The organism is Roseibium sp. QJM3NY_11 (assembly GCF_056173175.1).
This window is the reverse complement of sequence record NZ_CM149660.1, coordinates 4,271,229-4,296,107: the sequence shown is the minus strand read 5'-3', so window position 1 is coordinate 4,296,107 and position 24,879 is coordinate 4,271,229. Positions and strand designations below refer to the sequence as shown.

General features: G+C 62.3%; 19 protein-coding genes. 15 read left to right on the top strand and 4 right to left on the bottom strand.

The annotated features are described in order from the left end of the window. Positions 1 to 112 precede the first annotated feature (112 nt). The 9 genes from AC0VX3_RS19715 to AC0VX3_RS19675 all read left to right on the top strand — a co-directional run bounded on the left by AC0VX3_RS19715 (position 113) and on the right by AC0VX3_RS19675 (position 10,150). Positions 113 to 550: an RT0821/Lpp0805 family surface protein gene (locus tag AC0VX3_RS19715; RefSeq protein WP_342895773.1), complete on the top strand. Its 438-nt coding sequence runs from the start codon at positions 113 to 115 to the stop codon at positions 548 to 550. A 112-nt stretch (positions 551 to 662) separates the two neighbouring features. Next, entirely contained in the window at positions 663 to 2,144 is a 1,482-nt protein-coding gene (locus AC0VX3_RS19710) for a hypothetical protein (RefSeq protein ID WP_475521940.1), read from the top strand. 125 nt (positions 2,145 to 2,269) lie between these two features. Further along, a complete protein-coding gene (gene ccmI / locus AC0VX3_RS19705; protein WP_475521939.1) occupies positions 2,270 to 3,403 on the top strand; it encodes a c-type cytochrome biogenesis protein CcmI in 1,134 nt (377 codons plus the stop codon). A 63-nt stretch (positions 3,404 to 3,466) separates the two neighbouring features. Then, a complete protein-coding gene (gene ccmE / locus AC0VX3_RS19700; protein ID WP_342895776.1) occupies positions 3,467 to 3,916 on the top strand; it encodes a cytochrome c maturation protein CcmE in 450 nt (149 codons plus the stop codon). A 37-nt stretch (positions 3,917 to 3,953) separates the two neighbouring features. Beyond that, a complete protein-coding gene (locus AC0VX3_RS19695) occupies positions 3,954 to 5,939 on the top strand; it encodes a heme lyase CcmF/NrfE family subunit (RefSeq protein WP_475521938.1) in 1,986 nt (661 codons plus the stop codon). A gap of 4 nt (positions 5,940 to 5,943) precedes the next feature. Beyond that, positions 5,944 to 6,429 (top strand): cytochrome c-type biogenesis protein, encoded by a 486-nt coding sequence (locus AC0VX3_RS19690; protein ID WP_475521937.1) that lies wholly within the window; start codon positions 5,944 to 5,946, stop codon positions 6,427 to 6,429. Positions 6,430 to 6,513: 84 nt separating this feature from the next. After that, positions 6,514 to 8,058: a caspase family protein gene (locus AC0VX3_RS19685; protein ID WP_475521936.1), complete on the top strand. Its 1,545-nt coding sequence runs from the start codon at positions 6,514 to 6,516 to the stop codon at positions 8,056 to 8,058. Positions 8,059 to 8,141: 83 nt separating this feature from the next. After that, positions 8,142 to 8,765, top strand: a complete 624-nt coding sequence (locus AC0VX3_RS19680; RefSeq protein ID WP_475521935.1) for a hypothetical protein — start codon at positions 8,142 to 8,144, stop codon at positions 8,763 to 8,765. Positions 8,766 to 8,908: 143 nt separating this feature from the next. Next, positions 8,909 to 10,150: a bifunctional alpha/beta hydrolase/OsmC family protein gene (locus tag AC0VX3_RS19675; RefSeq protein ID WP_475521934.1), complete on the top strand. Its 1,242-nt coding sequence runs from the start codon at positions 8,909 to 8,911 to the stop codon at positions 10,148 to 10,150. A gap of 28 nt (positions 10,151 to 10,178) precedes the next feature. Here the strand turns inward: AC0VX3_RS19675 and AC0VX3_RS19670 are convergent, their stop codons facing one another. The 3 genes from AC0VX3_RS19670 to AC0VX3_RS19660 all read right to left on the bottom strand — a co-directional run bounded on the left by AC0VX3_RS19670 (position 10,179) and on the right by AC0VX3_RS19660 (position 13,319). Beyond that, a complete protein-coding gene (locus tag AC0VX3_RS19670; RefSeq protein WP_475521933.1) occupies positions 10,179 to 11,258 on the bottom strand; it encodes a DUF2336 domain-containing protein in 1,080 nt (359 codons plus the stop codon). Between the two features lie 245 nt (positions 11,259 to 11,503). Next, entirely contained in the window at positions 11,504 to 12,151 is a 648-nt protein-coding gene (locus AC0VX3_RS19665) for a 5-formyltetrahydrofolate cyclo-ligase (RefSeq protein ID WP_475521932.1), read from the bottom strand. 25 nt (positions 12,152 to 12,176) lie between these two features. Further along, positions 12,177 to 13,319 (bottom strand): DUF2336 domain-containing protein, encoded by a 1,143-nt coding sequence (locus AC0VX3_RS19660; RefSeq protein WP_475521931.1) that lies wholly within the window; start codon positions 13,317 to 13,319, stop codon positions 12,177 to 12,179. 29 nt (positions 13,320 to 13,348) lie between these two features. Here AC0VX3_RS19660 and AC0VX3_RS19655 point away from each other — a divergent pair, with 29 nt between their 5' ends. From AC0VX3_RS19655 to AC0VX3_RS19630, 6 genes are all read left to right on the top strand, one after another. Beyond that, positions 13,349 to 13,990: a glutathione S-transferase gene (locus AC0VX3_RS19655; protein WP_475521930.1), complete on the top strand. Its 642-nt coding sequence runs from the start codon at positions 13,349 to 13,351 to the stop codon at positions 13,988 to 13,990. Between the two features lie 242 nt (positions 13,991 to 14,232). Next, complete coding sequence (locus AC0VX3_RS19650; RefSeq protein WP_475521929.1) at positions 14,233 to 15,789, top strand: Do family serine endopeptidase; 1,557 nt, start codon at positions 14,233 to 14,235, stop codon at positions 15,787 to 15,789. Positions 15,790 to 16,001: 212 nt separating this feature from the next. Further along, positions 16,002 to 16,685, top strand: coding sequence for a response regulator transcription factor (locus AC0VX3_RS19645; protein WP_342895787.1), 684 nt, complete (start codon positions 16,002 to 16,004; stop codon positions 16,683 to 16,685). Next, a complete protein-coding gene (locus AC0VX3_RS19640; RefSeq protein ID WP_475521928.1) occupies positions 16,672 to 18,123 on the top strand; it encodes a sensor histidine kinase in 1,452 nt (483 codons plus the stop codon). Before AC0VX3_RS19645 ends, AC0VX3_RS19640 begins: the two co-directional genes overlap by 14 nt. Then, positions 18,074 to 21,070, top strand: a complete 2,997-nt coding sequence (locus tag AC0VX3_RS19635; RefSeq protein WP_475521927.1) for a bifunctional [glutamine synthetase] adenylyltransferase/[glutamine synthetase]-adenylyl-L-tyrosine phosphorylase — start codon at positions 18,074 to 18,076, stop codon at positions 21,068 to 21,070. Before AC0VX3_RS19640 ends, AC0VX3_RS19635 begins: the two co-directional genes overlap by 50 nt. Before the next feature lie 290 nt (positions 21,071 to 21,360). Next, positions 21,361 to 22,338 carry a hypothetical protein gene (locus tag AC0VX3_RS19630; RefSeq protein WP_475521926.1) on the top strand — a complete coding sequence of 326 codons (978 nt, stop codon included), beginning with the start codon at positions 21,361 to 21,363 and terminating at the stop codon, positions 22,336 to 22,338. A gap of 30 nt (positions 22,339 to 22,368) precedes the next feature. On the opposite strand, the gene AC0VX3_RS19625 is transcribed toward AC0VX3_RS19630, so the two are convergent. After that, positions 22,369 to 24,723, bottom strand: coding sequence for a PAS domain-containing sensor histidine kinase (locus AC0VX3_RS19625; RefSeq protein ID WP_475521925.1), 2,355 nt, complete (start codon positions 24,721 to 24,723; stop codon positions 22,369 to 22,371). Positions 24,724 to 24,879 lie beyond the last annotated feature (156 nt).

Sequence of the window (24,879 nt, the reverse complement as noted above, 5' to 3'; positions counted from 1 at the left end):
CAAAACACACCCACAAAGACCTGTTTGTGGCCAAGTTCGGCCACAAATGGAAAATAACAATGAGTCGATTGCCGGCACGCGCCGGTTTCCACCCCTCCGGGAGCTTTCACGCATGCGTTTGCGCGGTGCCACATGTCTTGCTCTTGCCATGGTCCTGGCCGGATGCTCCCTGACGTCCGGTTCCAAGGAACCGGCGGGTTGGGGAAGCTTCTTCGGCGACCCGAACGCGAATGGGACCAGGTCGGAGGCAAATACGGCGATATCCGTCCTCGTGAACAACGAATTGGGCGATGCGCTCGATCCATCCGATCGCCGGGCCGCGGAAGAGGCGCAGGACAGGGCGTTGCGCGCGCGCGGTGTCGGCGTCTCGGTGGCATGGCAGAACGATCGCACGGGACGCAGCGGCCAGGTCCGGCCCGGCCCCGTCTATTTCGTCAATGACACCAGTTGCCGGGAATTCACCCACGAGATGGTGGTCAACGGACGCGTGCTTCAGGCGCGCGGGGCCGCCTGCGAATCCGAACGCGGCAAGTGGCAGGTGATCGGCTGACCCGTTCCGGGAGCCGTTTTCCGGCCGCCAAGTGACTGCTTTTTCTCAATACTTGCTTAAGTCTTCTGCCGTTAGTATCGCCGCCAAAGGGACCGCGATGTTGATGCTGTGAATGACCTATTCGGACCAGCTTGAAACCAAACTGAAGACTTACCTCGGCAGCCTGCGCCCTCAAGCGGTCCAGGCCCTGGTCCGAAATCTGGAACGGGCGAAGACCCAGAAGGATGCCGACCCGAATCTTCAGTTGGTCCTGTCAGCCGCCGTGGCGCTGTTGCGCAAGCCGCAGCCGGTCCTCACGGATGTTCCCGGTGGTGAGCAGCGGCGCGGCCAGATCCAGCGCATGTTCTTCGCACCGCTGACGGCCTTTCTCATCAATGAAACCCTGCCGAACCGGCAGGAAGGCCGCGTTCACCGCGGCATGCTTGACCGCATCTGGAAATGGCTTGGCCGTGATGTGATGTCGGCCGATGTCCGCATGGTTCTCGAACAGGCAGGCAATGCCGCCGTCAGCGGCGAGCGCATCGATGCGCTCGTTCAGGCCCTGCGCTCACGCGCGGTCGAGGCTGTCGGCGAAAAGCTGCGCCAGGCAGAGATCTCCGAAAAGGAACACCGCCGGATGGCCGCCGAACTCGGCGGCGCGCGCGGCATTGCCGAATTGCGCGACATCCAGAAGATCTTTGCGGCTGAACGCTGGTTGATGCCGTTCCTTCAGAACATTCCGGACCGCATCAATGAAAACCGGCTGAAGCGCGACACCGATGTCCTGCGCATGGTCGACAACTGCTCCGCGCGCTTTCCGGACCATGTGCCGGTGATCGCGGCAGCCCTGGTGGAACGCGCCGAGACGCCCTCCGCCCTGTGTGCCTTCGCGGGCCGTCTGGCCGGCGACACCGATGCCAAGGCGATTGCCGGGTCGCCGTTCGCCCCGTTCGTGGACATGGTCATGAGCGAAGCCGAACGGTTGCAGATCCTGGCCCTCGATCACCGCAACCACAATCCGGACCCGGTCGCCTTTTCACAGGCCCTGTCCGAATATCACACGCTGGTCCGCGGCGTCGAACGCGATATGGACCTGTCGGCAGCCGGCAAGTGGCAAAAACAGCTCGCCGACACCAAACGCAGCATTTCCGGTGTGGTCACCGGAGAACTGAACGGCGCCCACAGCAGCGTCCGCAAGGCACTGCAGGTGCCCAAGTTTGACGAGACCGGAACGTTGCAGGTGGACAAGAGGGCGATAGACGATGCCGTGCGCGCCCTTCGTGTCGTCAACATGGTGCGCAATGCTTCCGAGACATTCGCCGTGAACGACATCGGCAAGCGCACACGGCAAGCCGTCGAACAGACGCTCGAGATCCTCGCCCGGTCCCTGATCACGGATCTGGGAAAACTGCGTGCTCCCCAGTTGGAGGCCCAGATGGCGGCGGCGGACGTGGCCATCATGCTGTCCGAAATCTATTTCGGTTCGGATTATGCCGCCCAGTTGCGCCGCAGCCGTCAATCCGCCCTGGCCAAGGCCCACGCCAATCAGGCTGGCACCGCGGGCGCGCCAAGTCCGGAGCGCAAGCTCGTCGCCAATGCGCTCGGTCGTCGCTGAACTTTCGTCTTCCGCCCCTGAATGCCGAGCCGTTCGGGCAAGCCCCTGCGGAGTGCGAGCCGCGACCCCCGGTCACAGCACGGCCGCCTTGCTTTTGTCCGCATTGAACGGTCTATAGTGCTGCAATGACCTTCTGGATCCTGATCGCTTTTCTGACAGGCGTGGCCGCGCTGTCGGTGTTGGTACCGCTGACGCGCAAACGCGCTTCGCCGGACGATGGGGCCATGCACGCCGACGAGGCGGTTTACCGCGACCAGTTGCAGGCGATTGAAGCGGAACTGGACCGCGGACTCATCGAGGCGGAAGCGGCCGAGGCCGCGCGTACCGAGATCGCCCGCCGGCTTCTGGCCGCCCACGACAGGGACACCGACCCGTCGCTCAAGAGTGGCAAACGTCCCCGGCTCAGGGTGGCGCAGGCTGTTGCCCTGTTCGCGCTCCCCGCTGCGGCCTGCGGGCTTTATCTCTTGCTCGGATCGCCCGGTCAGCCCGACCAGCCGCTGGTTGCCCGCCTTTCGGCGCCCGCTCAGAACCAGAATGTGGATGTGCTCGTGGCCCGGGTGGAACGGCATCTTGCGGACAATCCGGAAGACGGCCAGGGCTGGGCGGTGGTCGCCCCCGTCTACATGTCCCTGGACCAGCCCTTGGCCTCGGCCAGGGCCTATGCCAATGCAATCCGTATTCTCGGACCCCGCCAGGATTGGCTCACCGACATGGGCGAGGCGCTGATGATTGCCAACCAGGGGCTGATCACGGCGGATGCCCGGCAGGCCTTCGAACACGCGGTCACTCTTTCCCCGGACGCGGTGAAGCCGAGGTTCTTTCTCGCCATCGCGCTCGGACAGGAAGGGCGCACGGACGACGCGGTCGCAGCGTGGCAGGCGCTGTTGAAGGACGCGGACCCGGCGGCGCCATGGGTCGGGGCGGCTCAGCGGGAGCTCGCGGGCCTCACGGGCACCGAAGCACCGGCTGCCGACTTGCCCGGCCCGAGCGGCGAGGACATTGCCGCGGCTCGGGAAATGAGTGCGGACGACCAGCAATCGATGATCCGCAACATGGTCTCGGGTCTCGCCGAGCGTCTTCAGGCAGAAGGCGGCTCCGTCGAGGAATGGAACCGGCTGATCCGTGCCTATATGGTTCTCGGAGAGAGGCAGGATGCGGAAAGGGCCCTGGAATCGGCCCGGGCCGCGTTCGCAGGCACCCCCGAGGACTTGACCCGGATAGAGGATGCGGCGGGCCAGCTCGGTCTCACGGGATCGTGACGGCAGGCGAGGCCCTGTCCGAAACGCCGGACGCAGTGGAATTGGACTTCGAACGGTGCGCATATGACACGTAAACAAAGACGGTTGACACTCATCGGAACGGCCGGCGCGGTTCTGGCGGTCGCCCTGGCACTGATCCTGGTCGCCCTGAACGACGAGATCGTTTTCTTCCAGAGCCCCACCGATATAGCAGAGCAGTCCCGTCCCGACGGACAGCGCATCCGGCTGGGCGGGCTTGTCGAGGAAGGCTCGGTCGTCCGCTCCGACAATGCCGTGGTGCGGTTCCGCGTGACCGACCTGGAGAACGTGATACCGGTGACCTACAAGGGCATCCTGCCGGACCTCTTCCGCGAGGGGCAGGGGGTTGTGACCGAAGGTATCGTGGGCGCCGACGGGGTCTTCGTTGCGGACAGCGTTCTGGCGAAGCATGATGAAAACTACATTCCCAGGGAAGTGGCCGAAGCGCTCAAGGACCAGGGGCATTGGCAGGGCGGCGAAGAGGCCGCCAATTGACTTTGCGGGCAGGTCGCGGCTGGACTGAGGATCGAATATGATTGTCGAATTCGGACACTACGCACTGGTACTGGCTTTCGCCATGACGCTGGTCCAGTCGGTTCTGCCGGTTTGGGGCGCCCTGAGCGGGGATGACCGCCTGATGGCGATCGCGCCGCCTGTCTCCGTTACCCTGTTCGTTCTGGTCCTCTTGTCCTTCGTCGCCCTGACCGCCGCGTACCTGAGCTCGGATTTCTCGGTGCTGAACGTGGTGGAAAACTCCCATTCGGCCAAGCCGCTGCTCTACAAGTTCACCGGCGTCTGGGGAAACCACGAGGGCTCGATGCTGCTCTGGGTGCTCATCCTGGTTTTCTTCGGCGCCCTGGTCGGTGTCTTCGGCGGCAATCTCCCGGCCGATCTGAGAGCTGTGACGCTTTCGGTCCAGGGCTGGGTTTCGGCGGGGTTCATCCTGTTCCTGCTGGCCACGTCCAACCCCTTCACCAGGGTGTCCAACCCGCCGCTGGAAGGCGCGGATCTCAATCCGATCCTCCAGGACATCGGTCTGGCGATCCACCCGCCGCTGCTTTACGTCGGCTATGTCGGGTTCTCGATCACGTTTTCCTTCGCCGTCGCCGCCCTCATTCTCGGGCGCATCGATGCCGCCTGGGCCCGGTGGGTGCGTCCCTGGACACTGCTGGCCTGGTGTTTTCTGACCCTGGGCATCGCGATGGGGTCCTACTGGGCCTATTACGAGCTGGGCTGGGGCGGCTGGTGGTTCTGGGATCCGGTTGAAAATGCGAGTTTCATGCCATGGCTGGCAGGCATCGCGCTGCTGCATTCCGCGATCGTCATGGAAAAGCGGGAAGCACTCAAGGTGTGGACCGTGCTGCTTGCGATCTTCACGTTCTCCCTGTCGTTGCTGGGAACGTTCCTGGTCCGCTCGGGTGTGCTGACCTCCGTGCATGCCTTCGCGACCGATCCGACACGCGGCGTGTTCATTCTTGCCTTGCTGTGCTTTTTCATCGGCGGTTCCCTGGCTCTGTATGCCTGGCGGGCGCCGATGCTGAAGCAGGGCGGGCTGTTCGCCCCCATCAGCCGGGAGGGCGGCCTTGTGCTGAACAACCTGTTCCTGACCGCGGCTTGCGCGGCGGTGCTGGTCGGTACCCTCTATCCGCTCGTGCTCGACGCGATCACCGGCGAGAAGATTTCCGTCGGCGCGCCCTTCTTCAACCTGACCTTCGGTCCGCTGATGGTGCCGCTGCTCATGGCCGTTCCCTTCGGACCGATGCTCTCCTGGAAACGCGCCGATCTGGCGGCGGCCTGCCAGAGACTGTATGCGGCCTTCGGTCTTGCGCTGCTGCTGACACTCGGGACGTTTTATGCCTGGGGCATGGACATGGTGCTTGCTCCGCTCGGCGTTGGCCTGGCCGTCTGGGTCATGGCGGGGGCCGTATCGGAAATCGTGACGCGTGTGAAGTTTTTCGAAATCGGCCCCCGGCGCGGGTTCGCCCGGCTCGTCGGCCTGCCGGGATCCGCCTGGGGCACCGCGACCGCGCATTTCGGCGTTGGCGTCACCGTGCTTGGCATCGTCACCGCGTCGGCCTTCCAGGAGGAGCATGTTCTGACGATGCGCCCGGGCGATGCGGTTGAACTTGCCGGCTATCAGGTTGCCTTCGACGGCGCCGCGCCCCGGCGCGGACCGAACTACACCGAGGAAGTCGGGCACTTTTCTCTCCGCAAGGGGGGAGCGCTCGCAGCCGAGCTCGAACCGTCCAAGCGGATCTATACCGCCCGTCAGATGCCCACGACCGAAGCCGGTATCTTCACGACCGGTTTCTCCCAGCTCTATCTCTCGCTTGGCGAGAGCCGGGGCGACGGGGCAGTCAACGTCAGGCTCTACTACAAGCCGCTGATCACCCTGATCTGGATCGGCTGTGTGATCATGGCGCTCGGCGCCGTGTTTTCCATGGCGGACCGGCGGCTGCGGGTGGGGGCGCCGAAGCCGGCGCGCAAGCGCAAGATCCAAACGGCCGCGGCGGAGTAGGGCGATGATCCGGACCCTCATGAAAACCCTGCTGCTGTGTCTTTGCGTTTTCGCCACGCCCGCGCTTGCCGTGGCGCCGGACGAGATCCTGGACGACCCGGCGCTCGAGACCCGGGCCAGAACGCTTTCGGCCGGGCTGCGCTGCATGGTCTGCCAGAACCAGTCCATCGACGACAGCGACGCACCGCTGGCGAAGGATCTGAGGGTTCTGGTGCGCGAGCGGCTGGTGGCCGGCGACAGCAACGAGGAAGTCATCGACTATCTGGTGTCGCGCTACGGTGAATTCGTGCTGCTGAAGCCGCGCTTCGCCTGGCACACCTTGATGCTGTGGGCGGCGGGGCCGCTGGCGCTGATTGCCGGGCTGATCGCGATTTTTCTGGCCCTGCGCCGCAAACGCAGGGGGCGCGATTCTGCCGAGGAAAATGTTCCCCTGAGCGAAGACGAACAGCGCAAGCTGCGGGGCATCCTGAAATCGGGTGCGGACACCTGATAGTTTCCGCCAAGGGTTGCTTTCAAGAAGCATACGGGCAAGTATCTCGCAGTTATTTTATGTTTTGAGATACGGCAGTCCATTATGCGCGGCACGAAGCTGCAACCGGTTCGATCGCAGAGGCTTTTTGCGGCGTGGTTCACGCTGCTGGTCCTGTGCATCCTGCAATTGCCGGGAGCGGTGCGCGGGACAGCGGCGGAAGCTGAACCCTTCAACGAGAAACGCCTCGCGCTCGTGGTTGGCATTTCAGATTATCTGACCGTTCCGGATCTGGAAAACACCGTCCGTGACGGTGCGTTGATCGCCGACACGCTCAGGTCTTTGCGCTTCGACGTGATCGAGGAATACAATCTCGGTCTGAACGGCTTTCGCGCGCTTCTGGACAGGTTCGAGTTCGAAGCCGAAACCGCCGATGTCGCGATCGTCTATTTCGCGGGTCACGGGGTCGAGGTCGGCGGTCAGAACTTTCTGATTCCCGCGGACTCCACGGCGGCCTCCCGCAAGGAGGTCGCGCAGACATCTGTCTCCCTCCAGGATATTCTGGGGGCGGTCGACAAGGCCCGCCAGCTCCGCATCGTCATCCTGGACAGCTGCCGGAACGATCCGTTCGCGCGTGACGGCAACCTCGAGATCGTCACGCTTGATCAGCCGGCCACGGTGAACGGACTGGCCCCTCCCTCTCCCGAAAGAGGCACGCTCGTTGCCTTTGCGGCGAAGGACGGTGCGACGGCTCTGGACGGGGACGGCCGCAACAGTCCCTTCGCCCTGGCGATTTCGGAGACCCTCAAGTCCAGCGATCTGGAGATCGGACTTGCGTTCCGGCAGGTGCGCGACACGGTTCTCAAGGCGACGAACAACTTTCAGGAACCGCACACATACGGATCGCTGTCGGGGGAACCCTATTTCCTGGCCGGCCGGAAGCAGGCAATCAACACGCTGGAAGCCAAAGAGCGGAAGAATGCCTGGAGTGAGCTGGAGGTCGATCAGGAAAAACAGCTGGCCGTGCTTGCCGGCAAGGGCGACATCAGGGCGCTCAAGGGATTGGCCTACATGCGGCTGAACCCCAACGAGGAAAGATACGATCCGGCGGCAGCCGTGGCGCTGCTGCAGAAGGCGGCCGACGAAGGCGACCCGGAGGCGATGTTCGAACTGGCCAGGCTCTATGAGCAGGGGATCGGCGTCGATCAGGACATCGAGCGGGCCCTGAAGCTGTTCCACCTGTCCGCGGACAAGGATTTCGCGGACGCCATCAACGATCTCGGATTTCTGCATTTCCAGGGCGGGCTCGGCGTTCCGCGCGATCCGAACAAGGCGATGGCGTATTTCGCCAGGGCCGCGGATCTTCGGCATCCCGAAGCCATGTTCAATTTCGCAGCTCTCATAGACGACGGCACGGTGGAGGGCCGCGATCTCGACGATGCGGCTGCCTATCTTTACCAGTCCTTGCGCACGGGCAATGAACAGGTTCTCGACCTGCTTTCGGAACGTCCGACAATGTTCAAGCAGGGCACGCGGCGTGCGCTTCAGAAAAAACTGACTGAAAGAGCATTCTACGATGGTGCCATAGACGGGCAATTCGGCCCGCAAACCCAGCGGGGGCTGCGGCGCGCCTATGGAATTTCAGAATAAGACGATTTGATCCGACCGACCCCATTTCAGGGCCGGTCTGGCCGAAAACAAGACTTCTTAAGGTGACACAAGGGAAATTTCTGATGCATAAGTCATATTCAGCCAATTTGTTTTCCATTTTTCTGGGCTTGCTGATGGTCTGCGCCACCCCGGCGGCGGGCTTTGCCGCGCGCACTGGAGACCTCTACCCGCAACCGGCCCCTTCAGGCATTCCGGAATTGCGGTTGCTGACGGACAACCGCGGCTACGGTCCGGAAGGTTCCGGCACCGTCAGGCTTGTGTTCGCCGATGATGTGACCGGGGCAATCGTGCGACAGATCAACCGTGGCACCGCCGAATGCGGCCGCATCGACAAGGTCTACCGGATCGACTGCATGCGCCAGGTCTACAAGCAGGCGGCGGGCGCAACGGGGAACCGCCGGGACTATTCGGCGGTGAATGGCGAGCTGCGCAAGCTTTCAAGGACCTTGAACGGGATTGTCGGCAAGAATGTCGACCGCAAGGCGGGCAAGATCAAGGTGGGCAACAAGTCCTACCGGGCGGTGACCCGGAAGGCCCTGCGCCAGGCTAGCGGCCAGGCCTCCCAGGCAGTCAGTGAAGCCGCGACAAAGTTGCTCCGGTCCGGCGGGAATGCCAAGAAGCGCAAGGTGCATTATACGCGCATCGCGAACGCCGTGAATTCGAGCAAGAAAATCCTGAGGTCCTGAGGACATACGAGCGTGCCCGCTGTCCGGGGGCTGCCTTGAACGGGCCTCGGGCAGCGGGCGCATCGGTGCTGTCACACCAAGGTGTGACTTGCACCTCTTGCGCGCGTGCCTACCTCTGATGCAGTGAAGCTGGAGGTTCCCGAATGTCAATCCGACCCATGAAACTGGAATTCGACGGTGCCCATGGCGCCAGGCTGGCCGCCCGCCTCGATCTTCCGGCCGGAAGAATCCGCGCTTTCGCGCTCTTCGCCCATTGTTTCACCTGTTCCAAGGATATTCCGGCCGCCCGCCACATTGCCGGTGCTTTGGCGGTCGAAGGGATTGCGGTACTCCGATTCGATTTCACAGGGCTTGGCGGCAGTGGCGGCGATTTTTCCTCGACCGGCTTTTCTTCCAACGTGGCAGATCTGAAGCTCGCGGCGGACTTTCTCCGCCGGAACTACGAGGCGCCCCAACTGCTGATCGGTCACTCCCTGGGTGGGGCGGCCGTGCTTTCGGTTGCCGGGGACATCCCCGAGGCGCGGGCTGTCGTGACCATCGGAGCGCCCGCCGATGCCGACCACGTGCTCCATAACTTCAACGGTGCGGAAGAGAATATACGTCGGGACGGTTCCGGAGAGGTGGACCTGGCGGGGCGGACCTTCACGATCCGCAGTGAATTTCTGGACGATCTGGCCGAGCAGACGGTTCGCGACAAGGTGTCCAGGCTCGGCAAGGCGCTTCTGGTGATGCATGCGCCGCTTGACGACACGGTCGGTATCGACAACGCGACCGGCATCTTTGTGGCCGCAAGGCACCCGAAAAGCTTCGTGTCCCTGGACAAGGCCGATCATCTTCTGAGCAGAAGCGCGGACGCCGCCTATGCGGCCCGGGTGATTGCCGGTTGGGTCAGCGGCTATCTCGATCCCGAGCCCGTTGCATCCGCCGGTGAAGCCGGGGATGGGGTGGAGGTGGTCGAAACCGGTCAGGGCAAGTTTCAGGCGATGGTCGCCGGCGGCCCGCACCGGCTGATTGCCGACGAACCGGCTGCCTACGGCGGGCTGGACAGTGGCATGTCGCCTTACGGCTTCCTGTCCGCGGCGCTTGGTGCCTGCACGGTCATGACCCTGCGCATGTACGCCGACCGGAAGGGTCTGAATGTCGACAGGATCGGCACGCAGGTTCTGCATGGCAAGGTCCATGCGGCCGATTGCGAGGATTGTTCCCGGGACCTGAGGGAGAAAGCCGGCCGGATCGACAGGTTCGAGCGGATCATAACCCTGGAAGGTGATCTCGACCCCGACACGCGCGCGCGCATGCTGGAAATTGCCGACAAGTGCCCGGTTCACAAGACGCTGGAAGCCGGCGCGGCGGTCGTGACGCACTACCGGAGCGACAAGGACTGAGTGTCGCGATCGGCGGCATTGCCCTGGTTCAGGCCGCCTGTCCCTGCAACGTCTGCAGCCGGATCTTCATGTAGGAGAGCAGACGGCGGGCGTCCCGCTCCGTCAGGGACTGGTAGTCCGACACCCAGTTGTCGACGGTGGATTGCGATTGCTTGTTGTGCATCGCGCGCGCCTTGCACAGGGCCGCGTAATCGTCGCTTTCCACGCCGATCGCCCGGCACAGCACCGCAATCCCGGCGGCATCATAACGGACAAGCACATTGGTCACGTATTTCTGCTCAAGGCCCGCCATTTCCGAGAGCAGAAAACTGATGTCGTGAAGATTGTTGGACAGGGCAAGCTGTGTGATCGATTTGCTGATCGAGCGCAGACCGGCCCGGATTTCCTTCAGTGTGGCCTTCACGTTGATCCGTGTCGCCTTGCGCTCCAGTCTGGAACCCGCGACGACCTTGCTTGCCTTGTGAAACAGGTCCCGGATGAGGTCTTCGTTGTCCGCGCGCAACTGGCGGATCCGGGACTGCTGCTGATCCGGCATCTGGTTGATCAGCTTGTCATAATCGGATTCCGTGATGTCGGCGCGCTCCATCATGGCATCTCGGATGGTCTCGTCGCGCTCGGCCAGTTTGAGCAGAAGCCGTGATCCCCATTCGGAAATCTCCGCGCCTTCATTGGCCGCAACCGACTGTTTGACGGGGCTCTCGCCGCGTTCCAGCAGCACATCGGTAACATTCGGTTCCAGATGCTTGCGTTTCGAAATCGCCAGCAGGTGACCCTGACCCATCGTCTTTGCAAGTTTCAGGATGTCTTCGGTCTTGAGCACGTTGGATGACGTCAGCATCGGCCTGGCGATATCGATCTCTTCGCGTGCCAGTTCGTAGGCCACTGCGTTGGACGTATTGTCGATCGGGGCCAGTTGCTCGGAGAGCATTCTTTTCTGATCGGATTCCATCGTCGGAAGCATGCCTTCGAGCACCGTGTTGAAGAGCGTGATCTCCTCCATCTGGTAGTTCTCGGCCCCTCGTACGAACAAATCGGTCACATGATCGACGAGTTGGTGGCGTTTTTCCGGCGTGCTTTCCTGGGCCAGAGACAGAAGTTCATTGAGCATTATGAGGTCATCCGTTCAGATCTTGCCGGATCTTACTCACAGACAGTTTACAAGTGTCTAAAGTGCCGGGCAAATTTGGATGAAAAATCATTGGTATTGTCAATAATAACAATAATATTGAAGGTGCGTAAGTGAAATAACGTAAGGTATATTACTTTAATATTGCTAAATGAATATTTGAAGTGATTCAGGAGGCGTAAGCAGACGGGCAGAAATCGTCACGCCAGGCCAACAGGTTGACCTGCTTAAGGGGTCACGCCTTTTTCCGAAACGCCGACATCCATCGGGACATCCCATCCCATCGGAAAGATTGTGGGGATCCGGCTGAAGCTGAAGCCTGCTCCGATGACAAAGGGTCTGGCCGGAAGACCGGCCAGTGTTCGGTCATAATAACCGCCGCCGTTGCCGAGACGGTAGAGATCCCGGTCAATGCCGACGACTGGCGCAAGGACGATGTCGGGGGCCTGTGGCTCTCCGCTCGCGGGAACCGGAATGTTCCAGAGGCCCCGGACCATGTCGCAGCCTGGATACCAGGGCCGGAAGATCAGCGGCGCTTCCCTGGCCGCAACGATGGGGAGCAGGACGGTCTTGCCCCGTTGACACAGCTCGGCCATCAGCGGCCTCAGGTCGGGTTCGCCCCTGATCGGCCAGTAGGCGGCAATCGTTTCGAATGACCGCGCCTCAAGTAAGTGCAACAGATGTGCACTCAGCGCTTCAGTGGCAGCCTGCCGTTCCGTGTGGGACAATTGCTTGCGCCTTGCATAGAGGCGCAAGCGCTCGGATTTTCTGAAACGGCTGACATCGCGGAAGGTTTGCCGGTCAACCAGGTGACCGCCGATGATCAAGTGGGCGTGGCAAGGGGGATCGCCCGGTTGTTCTTCGTCATCGGACATTCTGGATTCCGAGCCGGAGCTGGCCTCAGGCCGCCTGTTCCTGCTTGACGGCCTTCAGCCTCATTTGCATGAGTGCCAGCAGACGTTGGGCATCGGTCAGGTCAAGCATGTGATAGTTTGTAAGCCATTTGCTGCCGGTGCTTTCAGGGAACTTGAGGTGTTTGCAGCGTTCCTTGCAGATTGCCTGAAATTCCATCGCACCGATACCGGTTGCCCGGCACACCGTGGCAATGCCGGTGGAGTCGAAGCGCACCATCAGATTGTGCACGTATTTCATCTCCAGCCCCGAGAAGAACGCCAGCAGTGCGACCGCGTCGAGCAGGTTGTGTTCCCGGGCGAGCTGATAAACCGCCTTGTTCAGGGTTGTCTTGCCGAGACGGATCCCCATCAGCCAGGCCTTCGGATTGATTTTTGATGGTTTTCTCGGGAGTTCCGTGCCGGTAGCGACATTGCCGTCGTCGCGGAACAGGTCCTCGAGCATGGCCTCGTTTGACTTGCGCAGATGCCGGATACGGTCGCCCAGTTTTTGAGGCATGTCCTTCACCAGCGCTTCGAACATCGGCATGGTCAACTCCGCGCCGAGGTTCGCCGCGACGGCCTGTTTGACTTTCCGGTCGCCGCGCTTGACCAGCATCTTGCTCAGGTCGGAGCTGATGTGGTCTCGCTTGGCCAGGCCCAGAAGGTGTCCCTGTCCCTGGGTTTCGGCGATTTTCAGGAGGTCACTTTCCTTGAGACAGGTCGAGCGTTCGAGCACCGCCTCCGCAATGGGAAGGTCGTCGCTGGCCAGGGTTGCGGCGAGATTGGACGACAGTGCCCTGACATCGGCGAGTTTCTCCGACAAGGTCTGCCGGGCTTCGGGAGAAAGGGAATCATAGACCCCCTCAAGCATATTGTTCAGAAGATGCGCTTCATCTGATGCAGCGTCTTCGGAACGTGCAGCCAGCAATCCGGTAACGTGCTCGGCGAGCTCGTGTTTTTTTTCTTTTGAACTGCCTTTGGCAAGGTCGAGAAGTGCATTGGTCATGAATTGCCCTATCAGGTAGAGTTTCACCAATAATCCTTTACAACCGGTGAAAACCGGCAGAAGACCTGTCACAACTGCTGATGCATTTCTCAGTAACCCGCATGTCATCAACGACGCTTGATACTGGATGAGGGAGTTGACCACGTGCCGGCATTGGGCCATGGACGGTCATGATGAAGTCCACGATCCTCTATTCTTTCCGCCGCTGTCCGTATGCGATCCGGGCCCGGCTGGCGATTGCAGCAGGTGGCTGCAGTGTCGAGCTGCGCGAGATCGTGTTGCGGGACAAGGCGCCGGAGTTTCTTCAGACGTCACCGTCGGCCACGGTGCCCTGCCTCAAGCACGCAGACGAGGTCATCGACGAAAGCCTTGATATCATGCTGTGGGCACTGGACCACTCGGATCCGCAACAATGGCTGCAACCGGAAACGGGCAGCCTGACGGAAGCGCTGGACCTGATAGGCACCTGTGACGGTCCGTTCAAGCGCAACCTCGACCGTTACAAATACGATACGCGTTACCCGGACGCGGACCGGCAGGAAGAGCGATCAGCGGCGGCGGACTTTCTTGTCGCGCTCGACGGGCGCCTGGCCCCGGGCGGGTGGCTGTGCGGCGGCCGCGCCTGCCTTGCGGATTATGCCATCCTTCCGTTCGTGAGGCAGTTTGCAAACACGGATCGGGCCTGGTTCGACGGGCAGGACTGGCCGGCACTGTCACGCTGGCTGGAAGATTTCGAGGCTTCCCGCAGCTTCCAGGCCGTGATGTTGAAATGGCCTCAATGGCGCGCCGGAGACGCGGTTGTCCTGTTTCCGTAACAGCGGGATGCGGCCTGGCCGGCCGCAGGCCGTTCCACGGATCATCGAAAAGACCGGCCCGCAAACCGACACGGCCCCTGTGGATAACGGCACACATATCCCCAACCTTACAAAACCTTAATGTCGCCGACAGGCGCCCGTAAGGATGGCTTCCCTATCTTCCACTCGAACCTGAAAGCACGAGTCCCCGTGTGCGCTTCGGGAAATGGCCTTCAATTCGAATGTCGATAGAGGAAGAAAATATGCAAGCCAATCGCTCTGTCTCTCCGCTGCGGTCCCGCCGTGCCAGGTTGCTGGCCGGTGTCGTCGCACTCGGTGCCGCCGGTCTGATGACCACGCAGACACTCGTTCCCGGTCAACTGGCATTTGCCGAGGCCGTGCGCGTCGAAGCTGCCGCCCCTGCGGATTTTTCCGATGTGGTGCGCACTGTCAGCCCGGCAGTCGTAAGCGTTCAGGTGAAGCAGGCAGTCGAGCCGCGCATGATGAATTTTGGCGGACGTGGCGGTGAAGGCAGCGGCAACGGAAATGGCAACGGTTTCGAGGAGTTCTTCAAGGGTCTGCCCGAAGGCCACCCGTTCGAGCGCTTCTTCCGCGAATTCGGCGGCAAGGGGCAGGGCGGCAAGACCCAGCCGGACAAGCCGCGCAGCTACGGTCTGTCCCAGGGCTCCGGCTTCTTCATCTCCGAGGACGGCTTCGTGGTGACCAACCACCACGTGATCGACAAGGGCACCGAATTCACCGTCATCGACCAGAACGGCGACGAGTATAACGCGACGCTGATCGGCGCCGACAAGCGCACCGACCTGGCCCTGCTCAAGGTCGAAAGCGACACGGATTTCACCTATGTCGATTTTGCCGACGAAGCTCCCGAGGTTGGTGAGTGGACCGTTGCCATCGGCAATCCGTTCGGTCTGGGCGGCTCGGTGACGGCCGGTATCGTCTCGGCACGCGGCCGTGACATTGGCGCTGGACCATACGACGACTTCATCCAGATCGATGCCCCCGTCAACCGGGGCAATTCCGGTGGACCGGCATTCAACATGCATGGTGAAGTGATTGGCGTGAATGCGGCGATCTTCTCCCCGTCCGGCGGCAATGTCGGCATCGCCTTCGCGATCCCGGCATCGACCGCTCAGGACGTCATCATGGAACTGAGGAACGGCGGCACCGTCGTGCGCGGCTGGCTGGGCGTCCAGATCCAGAACGTCAGCGCCGACATCGCGGAAAGCCTCGGCCTTGACGAGGCCCGTGGCGCCATCGTCGCCGAAGCACAGGAAAACAGTCCTGCCCGGAAGGCCGGCCTGCGTTCCGGTGATACCATCCTGGCCGTGAACGGCGCCGACGTAGAGGACCCGCGCGAGCTGTCCAAGATCATCGCCGCCTACGAGCCGGATACCAAGGTCGACATCACTGTCTGGCGCGACGGCGAGACACAGGATGTGACCGTGACCCTTGGCCGCCTGCAGGACCAGGAACAGGTCGCGGCGGTTCAGCCGGAAGCCGAAAAGGCCAGGACCAGTCTTGACGACCTCGGGCTGGTGCTGACCACCAAGGCCGAAGCCGGACTGGAAGGCGAAGGCGTTGTCATCGCCGAAATCGACCCGGACAGCCCGGCTGCCGAGAAGCGCCTCAACGCCGGCGATGTCATTCTCGAAGTTGCCGGCATGAAGGTCGACAGCCCGCAGGATGTGCTCAAGGCGCTCGAAAAGGCCGGCAAGGATGGCCGCAAGGCCGTGCTCTTCCGGGTCGAGACCAACAACAACACCCGGTTCGTGGCCCTGCCCATGAACCTGGCCTGATCAGGGCCGGAGCAATCCGGCACCTGTACGGCATGACCGGCCTGCTCTTTGCCCCAAACCCCGACGGGCCGGTCATCGCCAACGTCATGCCTCCGCACAAGGAAGGCAGACCGAGGGTTTTGCCCCAAACCCTGACTTCTGGTGGTGGCGTCTCACATCCGGCGCCGCCACCAGCCATTTTCTTCCCGCCCAACTCAATGTAAAAGGATGACATGTTGAGGATTCTTGTCATTGAAGATGACCCGGAAGCGGCAAACTACCTGGTCAAGGGCCTGAGCGAGCTCGGCCACACCGCGGACCGGGCCGGCGACGGCCAGACCGGGCTGCAGATGGCTCTGGACAGCGAATACGACATCCTTATCGTCGACCGGATGCTGCCGAAGCTCGATGGTCTTTCGGTCATCCAGGAACTGCGTGCCCAGGGCAATCACACCCCCGTCCTGATCCTGTCCGCGCTTGGTCAGGTCGACGATCGTGTGAAGGGGCTGAAGGCCGGCGGCGACGATTATCTTCCCAAACCCTATGCTTTCACCGAATTGCAGGCCCGCGTCGAGGCACTCGCGCGGCGCCCGAAATCGGCCAGCCAGGTCGAGACGACCTACAAGGTCGGCGACCTGATACTCGACCGCATGGCGCATGCCTGCCGCCGGGGAGATACCGACATTCCGCTGCAGCCGCGCGAATTCCGCCTGCTGGAATACCTGATGCAGCATGCCGGCCAGGTGGTCACCCGAACCATGCTTCTGGAAAATGTCTGGGAATATCATTTCGATCCGCAGACCAATGTGATTGACGTTCACATCTCGCGCCTGCGCGGCAAGATCGACAAGGGCTTCGAGACACCTCTCCTGCATACGATCCGGGGTGCCGGATACACGATTCGTGACGCGGCTTAGACGGTTCACACGCACGACGGCGTTCAAGCTGTCGCTGCTCTATATCGCCGTTTTCACGGTGATGTCGGGGTTTCTTCTTCTGTATGTGGCGGACAACACCGATCATCTGATGTCGGAGCAGGTGGTGCAGTCCGTGGATTCCGAAATGAAGGATCTCGCGGATGTCTATGTGCGCGGCGGTGTCCGCGAACTGGTGGACACCATCGGCCGGCGGTCCCGTCATCCCGATGCCAGCCTCTATCTTCTGGTCGACTTCGCGGGCAACGCCCTTGTGGGCAACATCGCCCGGCTGCCGACCACCGTTCTGGAAGAGGCGGACGGTGGCCTGCGCCGGGTCCGCTACACCCGTATCGGCCAGGACCTGGAAGGTGTCGAACGTCAGGCCATGGTGCGCACGTTCGAGCTGCGCGGCGGTTTCCGCCTCCTGGTCGGGCGGGATCTCGGTGACCAGCTCAGATTTGCCAATCTGCTGGCCAATGCGCTGCGCCTCTGGCTGATCGTCGTCGTGGTCATGGCCGCGATCACCTGGCTGTTCGTCAGCCGGCGGGTGATGAAGCGCATCGACGAACTTTCCGCCACCAGCCGCACCATCATGCAGGGCGACCTGTCCGGACGGCTGCCGATCGCCGGAACCAATGACGAGTTCGACAGGCTTGCCGTCAATCTGAACACCATGCTCGATCGCATTGAAGTGCTGATGCAGTCGATGAAGGATGTCACCGACAACATCGCCCATGATCTCAAGACCCCGTTGGCGCGTCTGCAAGCGCGGATCGAGACGGCGCTGCGCGAGGCGAAGGGCGAACAGGGCTACCGGAGCGCCCTGGAGGCGGCACTGGAGGAATCGGACCAGTTGCTGCGTGTCTTCAATGCGCTGCTGCATATCGCGCGGATCGAATCCATGGCTCCCGGATCGGTGATGGCGCCGACGGATCTCAACAAGCTTGTTGCCGAGGTCGCGGACCTTTACGAGCCCCTGGTGGAGGACGAGGGCGGCCGGCTGGAAACGGCGCTCGCACCAGGCCTCAGAGCGGACTGCAACCGCGACCTTGTCAGCCAGGCCCTGGTCAACCTGATCGAAAACGTCCTGAAATATGGCCGCCCGCAAGACGGGAAGCTGGTGATCCGTCTGTCGGGAGGCGAGGAAGACGGCCGCGTGGTCCTGGAAGTCGCGGACAACGGACCCGGAATTCCGGAAGGCGATCAGGACAGGGTGATGGAACGGTTTGTCCGGCTTGAGGAAAGCCGTTCGGAACCCGGTACAGGCCTCGGTTTGAGCCTGGTCAAGGCGATTGCCCGCTTGCATGGGGGAGACTTGCGCTTCAAGAATGAGGGGCCGGGACTGAAGGCCCGGATCGACCTGAAACCGGTCAGCAGCAGGAGCGGGCATGAACAAGGTGGAACAACCGGACAGTCCGGACAACCTGGACAGCCCTGACGGTTGCGCGGGCATTCTTGCCGACCGGATCGCCGTGGTGCCCGGCACCCCGGATCCGGACCACGCCGCCCTGTTTCTCAAGGATCTCCTGGCTTGCACGCAGGCGGGGGAAGCTCTGAGCGCGCTGTTGCGGGAGAAGGCCGGACTGGAAGCCTTCCTGACCGGTATCATCGGCAACTCACCCTACTTGCGCGATCTGATGCTGGCCAATCCGCCGCGTCTGCTCGATCTGCTGCGCGAAGCGCCCGAAGTCCGGCTGGACCGGCTGCTTGTGTCGGCCCGTGAGGCCAGGGCCGAGGACGAGGCCGGCATCATGCGATCCCTGCGACTGCTCAAGCATGACCTTGCCCTGACGCTGGGACTTGCCGACATCTGCGACGCCATCGATCTGACCCGGGTCACCCATGCGCTGGCCGGGTTCGCGGATGCGGCCCTGACCGCCACGATCCGCTTCTGTCTTGCGGACCTTGCCCGCCGCAACAGGTTCGAGCCGGCCGATCCGGAGAAGCCTGAAGTTGACAGCGGCCTGATCGTGCTGGCCATGGGCAAGCACGGTGCCAACGAATTGAACTATTCCTCCGACATCGATCTGATCGTGCTCTACGATCCGGCGAAAGCGCCGATGGCCGGCAATGCGGAAGCTCCGGTGGAATTCGTCCGGCTGACAAGGCGGCTCGTGAAGATCATGCAGGACCGCACGGAAGACGGCTATGTTTTTCGTACCGATCTCCGGCTGCGCCCCGATCCCGGCGCGACGCCGCTTGCCATGTCTATCCCGGCGGCCCTGGTCTATTATGAATCCCTCGGCCAGAACTGGGAACGCGCCGCCCTGATCAAGGCGCGGCCCTGCGCGGGCGATATTGAGGCCGGCGCGTCCTTCCTTCATGAAATCGCCCCCTTCATCTGGCGCAAATACCTGGACTTCGCCGCCATTGCCGACGTCCAGTCGATCAAGCGGCAGATCCACATGCACAAGGGCCACGGCACCATCGCGGTCGCGGGCCACAATGTGAAACTCGGGCGCGGCGGCATTCGCGAGGTCGAGTTCTTCGTCCAGACCCAGCAGTTGATCGCCGGGGGGCGCAATCCCGCACTGCGGGGGCGGCGCACGCTCGAGATGCTGGATGCGCTTTGTGACGCGGACTGGATCCGGGCGCGCACGCGGGACGACATGGCCGGAGCCTATGGTTTTCTGCGTGATGTCGAACACCGCATCCAGATGCTGAACGACGAACAGACCCAGCTCCTGCCCAAGGACGAGGACGGTTTGCGGCAGGTGGCGGCACTGATGGGGTTTGACAGTCTCCAGGCCTTTGAAACGGCCCTTCTGGAACATCTGCACGCGGTGCAGGGACATTATGCGGAACTGTTCGAGGACGTGCCGGCGCTGTCGTCGGAGATCGGCAACCTGGTCTTCACCGGTGACGACCACGATCCGGACACGCTGGAAACCCTGGCGGGGCTTGGCTTCAAACAGCCGGCGGAAGCGGCCGCGATCGTCAAGTCCTGGCATTTCGGACGCTATCCGTGCACGCGCTCGACCAGGGCACGCGAGCGGCTGACCGAAATGCATCCGGCGCTGCTTGGCGCGCTCGCGGCCACGGAAAACGCGGATACGGCGCTGCGCGCATTCAACAGCTTTCTGGCGAAACTTCCGGCCGGCGTTCAGCTGTTTTCGCTGCTGAGGTCCAACCCCCAGCTCCTGACACTGCTGGCGACGACGATGGGCGCCGCACCCCGCATGGCCGAAACCGTTTCCAGGCGGGTTCATGTGCTCGATGCGGTGCTGGATCCTGCGTTTTTCGGGGCGATGCCGAGTGTCGAGGAATTCAGGCAGGGTCTGGACCGCACGCTCTCTCAGGCGCGGTTTTATGAAGAAGCGCTGGACCGGGCGCGCATATTCACCCAGGAGCAGCAGTTTCTGATCGGTCTCAGGTTGATTTCCGACACCTTGTCGGCCGACCGGGTCGGCTTCGCGCTGGCCCGGCTTGCCGAAGTGGTTGTGGACCGGTTGCTGACACAGGTGATCGCCCATGTGAACGAGAGCCATGGCGACGTTCCGGGCGGCAACGTGGCGGTGCTTGCCATGGGCAAGCTCGGCGGGCGGGAGATGACGGCGGCCTCGGACCTCGATCTGATCCTGCTTTACGAGGCGCCGGAGAACGTCCGGCAGTCGGACGGCAAACGGCCGCTCGCCGTCACCCAGTATTACACCCGCCTGACCCAGCGCCTGGTCACGGCGCTGTCCGCCCCGACGGCGGAAGGCCTGCTTTACGAGGTCGACTTCCGCCTGCGGCCATCCGGCAACGCCGGTCCTCTTGCCACGAACCTTGCGGGCTTCATCGCCTACCAGAAGAAGGAAGCGTGGACCTGGGAACACATGGCGCTGACGCGGGCGCGGGTGATCGCCTCGACCTCGCCGGACTTCCGCGACAAGATCTACGACAGCATCTGCGGCACCCTGGTCCAGCCGCGCAACCGGGAAAAGCTTGCCGACGACGTGAGGGAGATGCGGGCGCGGATCGAGAAGGACAAAGGCACGAAATACATCTGGGACCTCAAGCACGTTGCCGGAGGTCTCGTCGATATCGAGTTCATCGCGCAATTCCTGCAGCTCGCCCACGCTCAGGAAGACAGGTCGGTCCTGGCCCAGGGAACCGAGCAGGCCCTGGAAGCGGCCCGCGACGCGGGCGTCCTGGGCGTTGACGACGCCGAACTGCTGCTGGAAGCTCTGCGGCTCTACCATCGCCTGACCCAGGTTCTGCGCCTTGCACTGTCCGGAAAATTCGTGCCTGCCGAGGCGCCGCGCGGCGTGCTCGACCTTTTGGTGCAGGCGTCCAGTGTTCCGACCTTCAAGCGCCTGGAAACGGAACTCGCCGATCTTCAGTCGCGGGTGCGGGCGACCTTCGAACGGTTCGTTGGAAGGGTTCAACCCGCCGGGAACTGATCCGCCGGGTCTCTCCCCTTGCCCGCATGTCCGCGCGGCGCCCTGTTCCCGCCTTGAGAAACGAGATCCGCTTGGGCCGGAACCTGCAACGGTTCCCGCAGCCCATCGACTGAAAACTCCTTCCAGGAAAAAGACCGGCTTGCGTGCTTGCGCGGTGACGCGCGGCACAGGGATGCCGCCGCCGGATCCTCCATATACCGGTCACGAGCCGAGCAAGGAGAATTCAATTGGCGCTGCATCGGGATTTGAAGAACATTACTGATTGGGCGTGGCTGGCAAGAGCGGACCTGATGCGGAAAGCCCGGGCCACCGGCCGGCCGAAAGGACAGACACATCTGGCGCGGGGCAATCCCGCGGTCAAGGAGATTTACGGCTATATCTGCGGCGCGGTCAAAGGAACGGCTGTTTCCGAAAGGACGATGACCAGATTTTCCCAGACACTCTACAGGAAGCTCCACAACAAGCTTGCTGGCCGTATCAGGTACCTCTGCCAGACCGACGATGTTAAGGAAATGAGGGACCTTTCCAATTTTCCGGCGCCCAGAGAATGGGTCGGCGCATTCATCCATTTTCAGAAGCGCCCGATGCCCGCATGCACCGAGCGTGTCTATGTGAATCTCAAGGAGCCGACGAGGGCGAATGCGTTCAGCGCGATTCTGAAGAAGATCTGGCATCTGCCCGGCGTCAGCAGCGCGAAGGTTGCCGCGCCGGGGGCGGTCAAGACGGACACGGTCCTTGTTTACTGCGACACCAGGGAAACACGTCAGGAAGTCATCAGGATCATCACCAGGTACAGGAAAAGAAACCTGAGATACTTCGGTTCGGAGCTGCCGAAACTGGTGGCTTCGGCAGGGACGGGCATCGGACACGGCGCCGAGCCGCCGGACATTCACCCGGAAAGACCGAACAGCCAGAGGTTCGAAGCCGGAGACACCGATGGCCAGAGCTTCAATTACTACCGGGCGACGCTCATCTTCATCGCGCTCGAACGCACGCAGTTCCCCGAGGAAATGTCCCAGGATTTCAGCAGGGCGGGTGTCAATCTGACCGGATTCCAGAATGCCAACCGGAGACACGGAATGCATCTGGACATTGCAGGGCAACAGAAGAAGCAGGTGAACGCCGTCCGGAACATGGGTCAGAAGATGGAGTTCGAGCAGCGCGTGGAGGAGGTCTTCCGGCTCGCGGGACTGGATGCGGCCCATCCGGAAACCCAGGGCGATCCTATCCTGAATGCGCCGCCGCCGCCCCCGCCGCCAGCACATTGAGGAACGGCCCCAATCGTGCGACGCCGCCGCTCAGGCGGCATCCTGCTCCGCCAGGGGCAGGGTGAAACTGACCGTGGTGCCCTTCCGGACCTCCGAGCGGATGCTCAGGCTGCCGCCGTGCAGGTCGACCAGAGAGCGGGCGATGGCGAGGCCGAGGCCCGAGCCCTGGTGTGTCTTGGTGAACTGGTTTTCCACCTGCACGAAGGGTTTCGCGAGCCGTTGAATGTCTCTGGCGGAGATGCCGATGCCCGTATCGCACACCTCGAACCGCAGCTTGTCGCCGCGCGGGTGCGCCTTGAGGGTTACCGTGCCGTTGTCGGGAGTGAACTTGACGGCGTTGGCGAGCAGGTTCAGCAGGATCTGTTTCAGCGCGCGCTTGTCCGCCTTCACATGAAGATTGCTTGCCACATCAGCCGTGACCGTAATGTTTTTCTCGGTGGCCGCACCGGTGACGATCCGGCCGGCATCCTCGGCGGCCGCCGCGGCACTGACGGTCTCCGTCTCGATACTCATCCGCCCGGCCTCGATCTTCGACATGTCCAGAATGTCGTTGATCACGTTGAGGAGATACGTTCCGGACGAATAGATGTCCTTGCAATAGTCTGAATAGCGGTTGGTGCCGAGCGGTCCGAACATCTCCTGGGTCATGATGTCGGAGAACCCGATGATGGCGTTGAGCGGCGTGCGGAGTTCGTGAGAAATATTTGCAAGAAACTCTGACTTGGCCTTGTTGGCGGCTTCCGCCCGGGTTTTTTCTTCCTGATACTTGTCGGCCATTTCAACCAGCTGGCGGGCTTGGAATTCCAGGGTCTGCCGGGATTTCTGCAGGTCGGAGACGGTGGCCTTGAGCCGTTTCTCCGACTCCATCAGCTTCTCTTCGTGCTTTTTCAGGGCGGTGATGTCCGTGCCGACCGACACGAAGCCGCCATCCTTGGTGCGGCGCTCTGAAATCTGAAGCCAGCGCCCGTCCTCGAGCTGGGCTTCATAGGAACCTTCCGGTGCTCCGCCGCGCTGGCGCACGGTGACCCGCTGCGGCGCGATCTCCGTGTTGGAAGCCGCGGCCATCACGTCCTTGTAGGGGGTCCCGGGCTTGATCACCGCATTGGGCAGGTTGTGCAGGGACTGGTAGTTGGAATTGCAGATCACCAGCTCGTTCTTGAGGTTCCACAGCACGAAGGCTTCGGAAATCGTCTCGATCGCGTCGCGCAGGCGCAGATCCGCCATGCGGCTTTGCTCTGCCAGTTCGTGCTGTTCGGTGATGTCGATGCAGATCCCGATCAGGTGCGGTTCGGCCCGTCCCGGCTCGGACTGGATCTCGCCGCGGGCGCGCAACCAGATCCAGCTGCCATCCGCGTGGCGCATGCGGAAGGTTTCATCGACCAGGGTCTCGCCGCTCTCCAGCAGGTGTTCGGCCAGGCCGAGCAGGTCGATGTCGTCCGGATGGGTGATGTCGGCAACATCCCCGAAGCTCAAAATGTCGTCCTTGGGTTCACGCCCGAGCAATTCGTAAAGCGATGACGACCAGAACATCCGCCCGCGGGAAAGGTCCCAGTCGAACAGGCCGCAACGGCCATGGGTCAGGGCGGTGTCGATGCGTCCCCGCGTGGCGGCATACATGTCGTCCGCGGCTTCTGCGCGGGATGCCTGGCTGAAGAAGCCGTAGATGACGGCCAGGAGAACGAGAGAGGTGCCGACGAACAGGGTCACATTCGCTGAAAGATCGTCCCGCCACTTGGAAAAGATCGCGCTTTCCGGCTGGAGCACGGCGATCATGCCCAATTGCCCTTCAAGATGGTGGACTGTCACAAGGGACTGGACGTCACCGGCGCCATCGCCGAAATCCACGGGAACAGGCAGGACGCCCGCGCGGGCGCCGAATACCGTCAGCGGTTGCGAGGGGCCGAGGATGTCGCTGATCGGGCGGCTTTCCAGTGAGGGCTGGGCCGGGGCCGAGGCGACGATCCTGCCGGTCTGGTCGGCGACCAGAAAGATGCGCCCCTTGCTGGTGGCGCCCGCCGGAAGGCTGTCGGCCAGGATGCGCTTGAGCGTGGTCCGGTAACCGGTCTTCGGCAGGCCTTCTTCCGGAAGGGCGAGGCCGCTGGCGACCACAGAGGCCATCAGGCTGAGGGTTGTTTGCGCGCTTTGCCGGGTCTGGGTGTGGTCATTGGCAAGTTCGCCGGCACGGAAGACGGCGAGCACGAATATGAACAGGATGGCAAGGCCCGGAATGAGGCGGCGCATCAGCGCGTCGGAGCGTGCCAGGCCGTCACGAAAGGAACCGACCATCGAGCGCAGCGGCAGACCCGTCAGGGTCGCACTATTCTCAACATCGGAATCCTTGTCGCCGCGCCGCTCAGATGCGTCGCCGGCCAGTGTTCGCGCCATGGAAAGTGTGCCTCAAAATCCGCCGCTTCGGAGATCTCCCCGAATCACTTCCATTTGAATCAAAAGGTTTGGTGTTGTCCAGACCCGGGCAAGAAGAAAATGGTTAACGCGCGCCGGGCTTTTCTGCTCTTGCGTTAACCTCTTCCAGTATTGCGC

Bases quoted from the DNA above. Each gene is read 5' to 3' on its own strand.
- AC0VX3_RS19715 (WP_342895773.1), top strand. From the start codon at position 113: ATGCGTTTGCGCGGTGCCACATGTCTTGCTCTTGCCATGGTCCTGGCC.
- AC0VX3_RS19710 (WP_475521940.1), top strand. From the start codon at position 663: ATGACCTATTCGGACCAGCTTGAAACCAAACTGAAGACTTACCTCGGC.
- ccmI (WP_475521939.1), top strand. From the start codon at position 2,270: ATGACCTTCTGGATCCTGATCGCTTTTCTGACAGGCGTGGCCGCGCTG.
- ccmE (WP_342895776.1), top strand. From the start codon at position 3,467: ATGACACGTAAACAAAGACGGTTGACACTCATCGGAACGGCCGGCGCG.
- AC0VX3_RS19695 (WP_475521938.1), top strand. From the start codon at position 3,954: ATGATTGTCGAATTCGGACACTACGCACTGGTACTGGCTTTCGCCATG.
- AC0VX3_RS19690 (WP_475521937.1), top strand. From the start codon at position 5,944: ATGATCCGGACCCTCATGAAAACCCTGCTGCTGTGTCTTTGCGTTTTC.
- AC0VX3_RS19685 (WP_475521936.1), top strand. From the start codon at position 6,514: ATGCGCGGCACGAAGCTGCAACCGGTTCGATCGCAGAGGCTTTTTGCG.
- AC0VX3_RS19680 (WP_475521935.1), top strand. From the start codon at position 8,142: ATGCATAAGTCATATTCAGCCAATTTGTTTTCCATTTTTCTGGGCTTG.
- AC0VX3_RS19675 (WP_475521934.1), top strand. From the start codon at position 8,909: ATGTCAATCCGACCCATGAAACTGGAATTCGACGGTGCCCATGGCGCC.
- AC0VX3_RS19670 (WP_475521933.1), bottom strand. From the start codon at position 11,258: ATGCTCAATGAACTTCTGTCTCTGGCCCAGGAAAGCACGCCGGAAAAA.
- AC0VX3_RS19665 (WP_475521932.1), bottom strand. From the start codon at position 12,151: ATGTCCGATGACGAAGAACAACCGGGCGATCCCCCTTGCCACGCCCAC.
- AC0VX3_RS19655 (WP_475521930.1), top strand. From the start codon at position 13,349: ATGAAGTCCACGATCCTCTATTCTTTCCGCCGCTGTCCGTATGCGATC.
- AC0VX3_RS19650 (WP_475521929.1), top strand. From the start codon at position 14,233: ATGCAAGCCAATCGCTCTGTCTCTCCGCTGCGGTCCCGCCGTGCCAGG.
- AC0VX3_RS19645 (WP_342895787.1), top strand. From the start codon at position 16,002: ATGTTGAGGATTCTTGTCATTGAAGATGACCCGGAAGCGGCAAACTAC.
- AC0VX3_RS19635 (WP_475521927.1), top strand. From the start codon at position 18,074: ATGAACAAGGTGGAACAACCGGACAGTCCGGACAACCTGGACAGCCCT.
- AC0VX3_RS19630 (WP_475521926.1), top strand. From the start codon at position 21,361: ATGCGGAAAGCCCGGGCCACCGGCCGGCCGAAAGGACAGACACATCTG.
- AC0VX3_RS19625 (WP_475521925.1), bottom strand. From the start codon at position 24,723: ATGGCGCGAACACTGGCCGGCGACGCATCTGAGCGGCGCGGCGACAAG.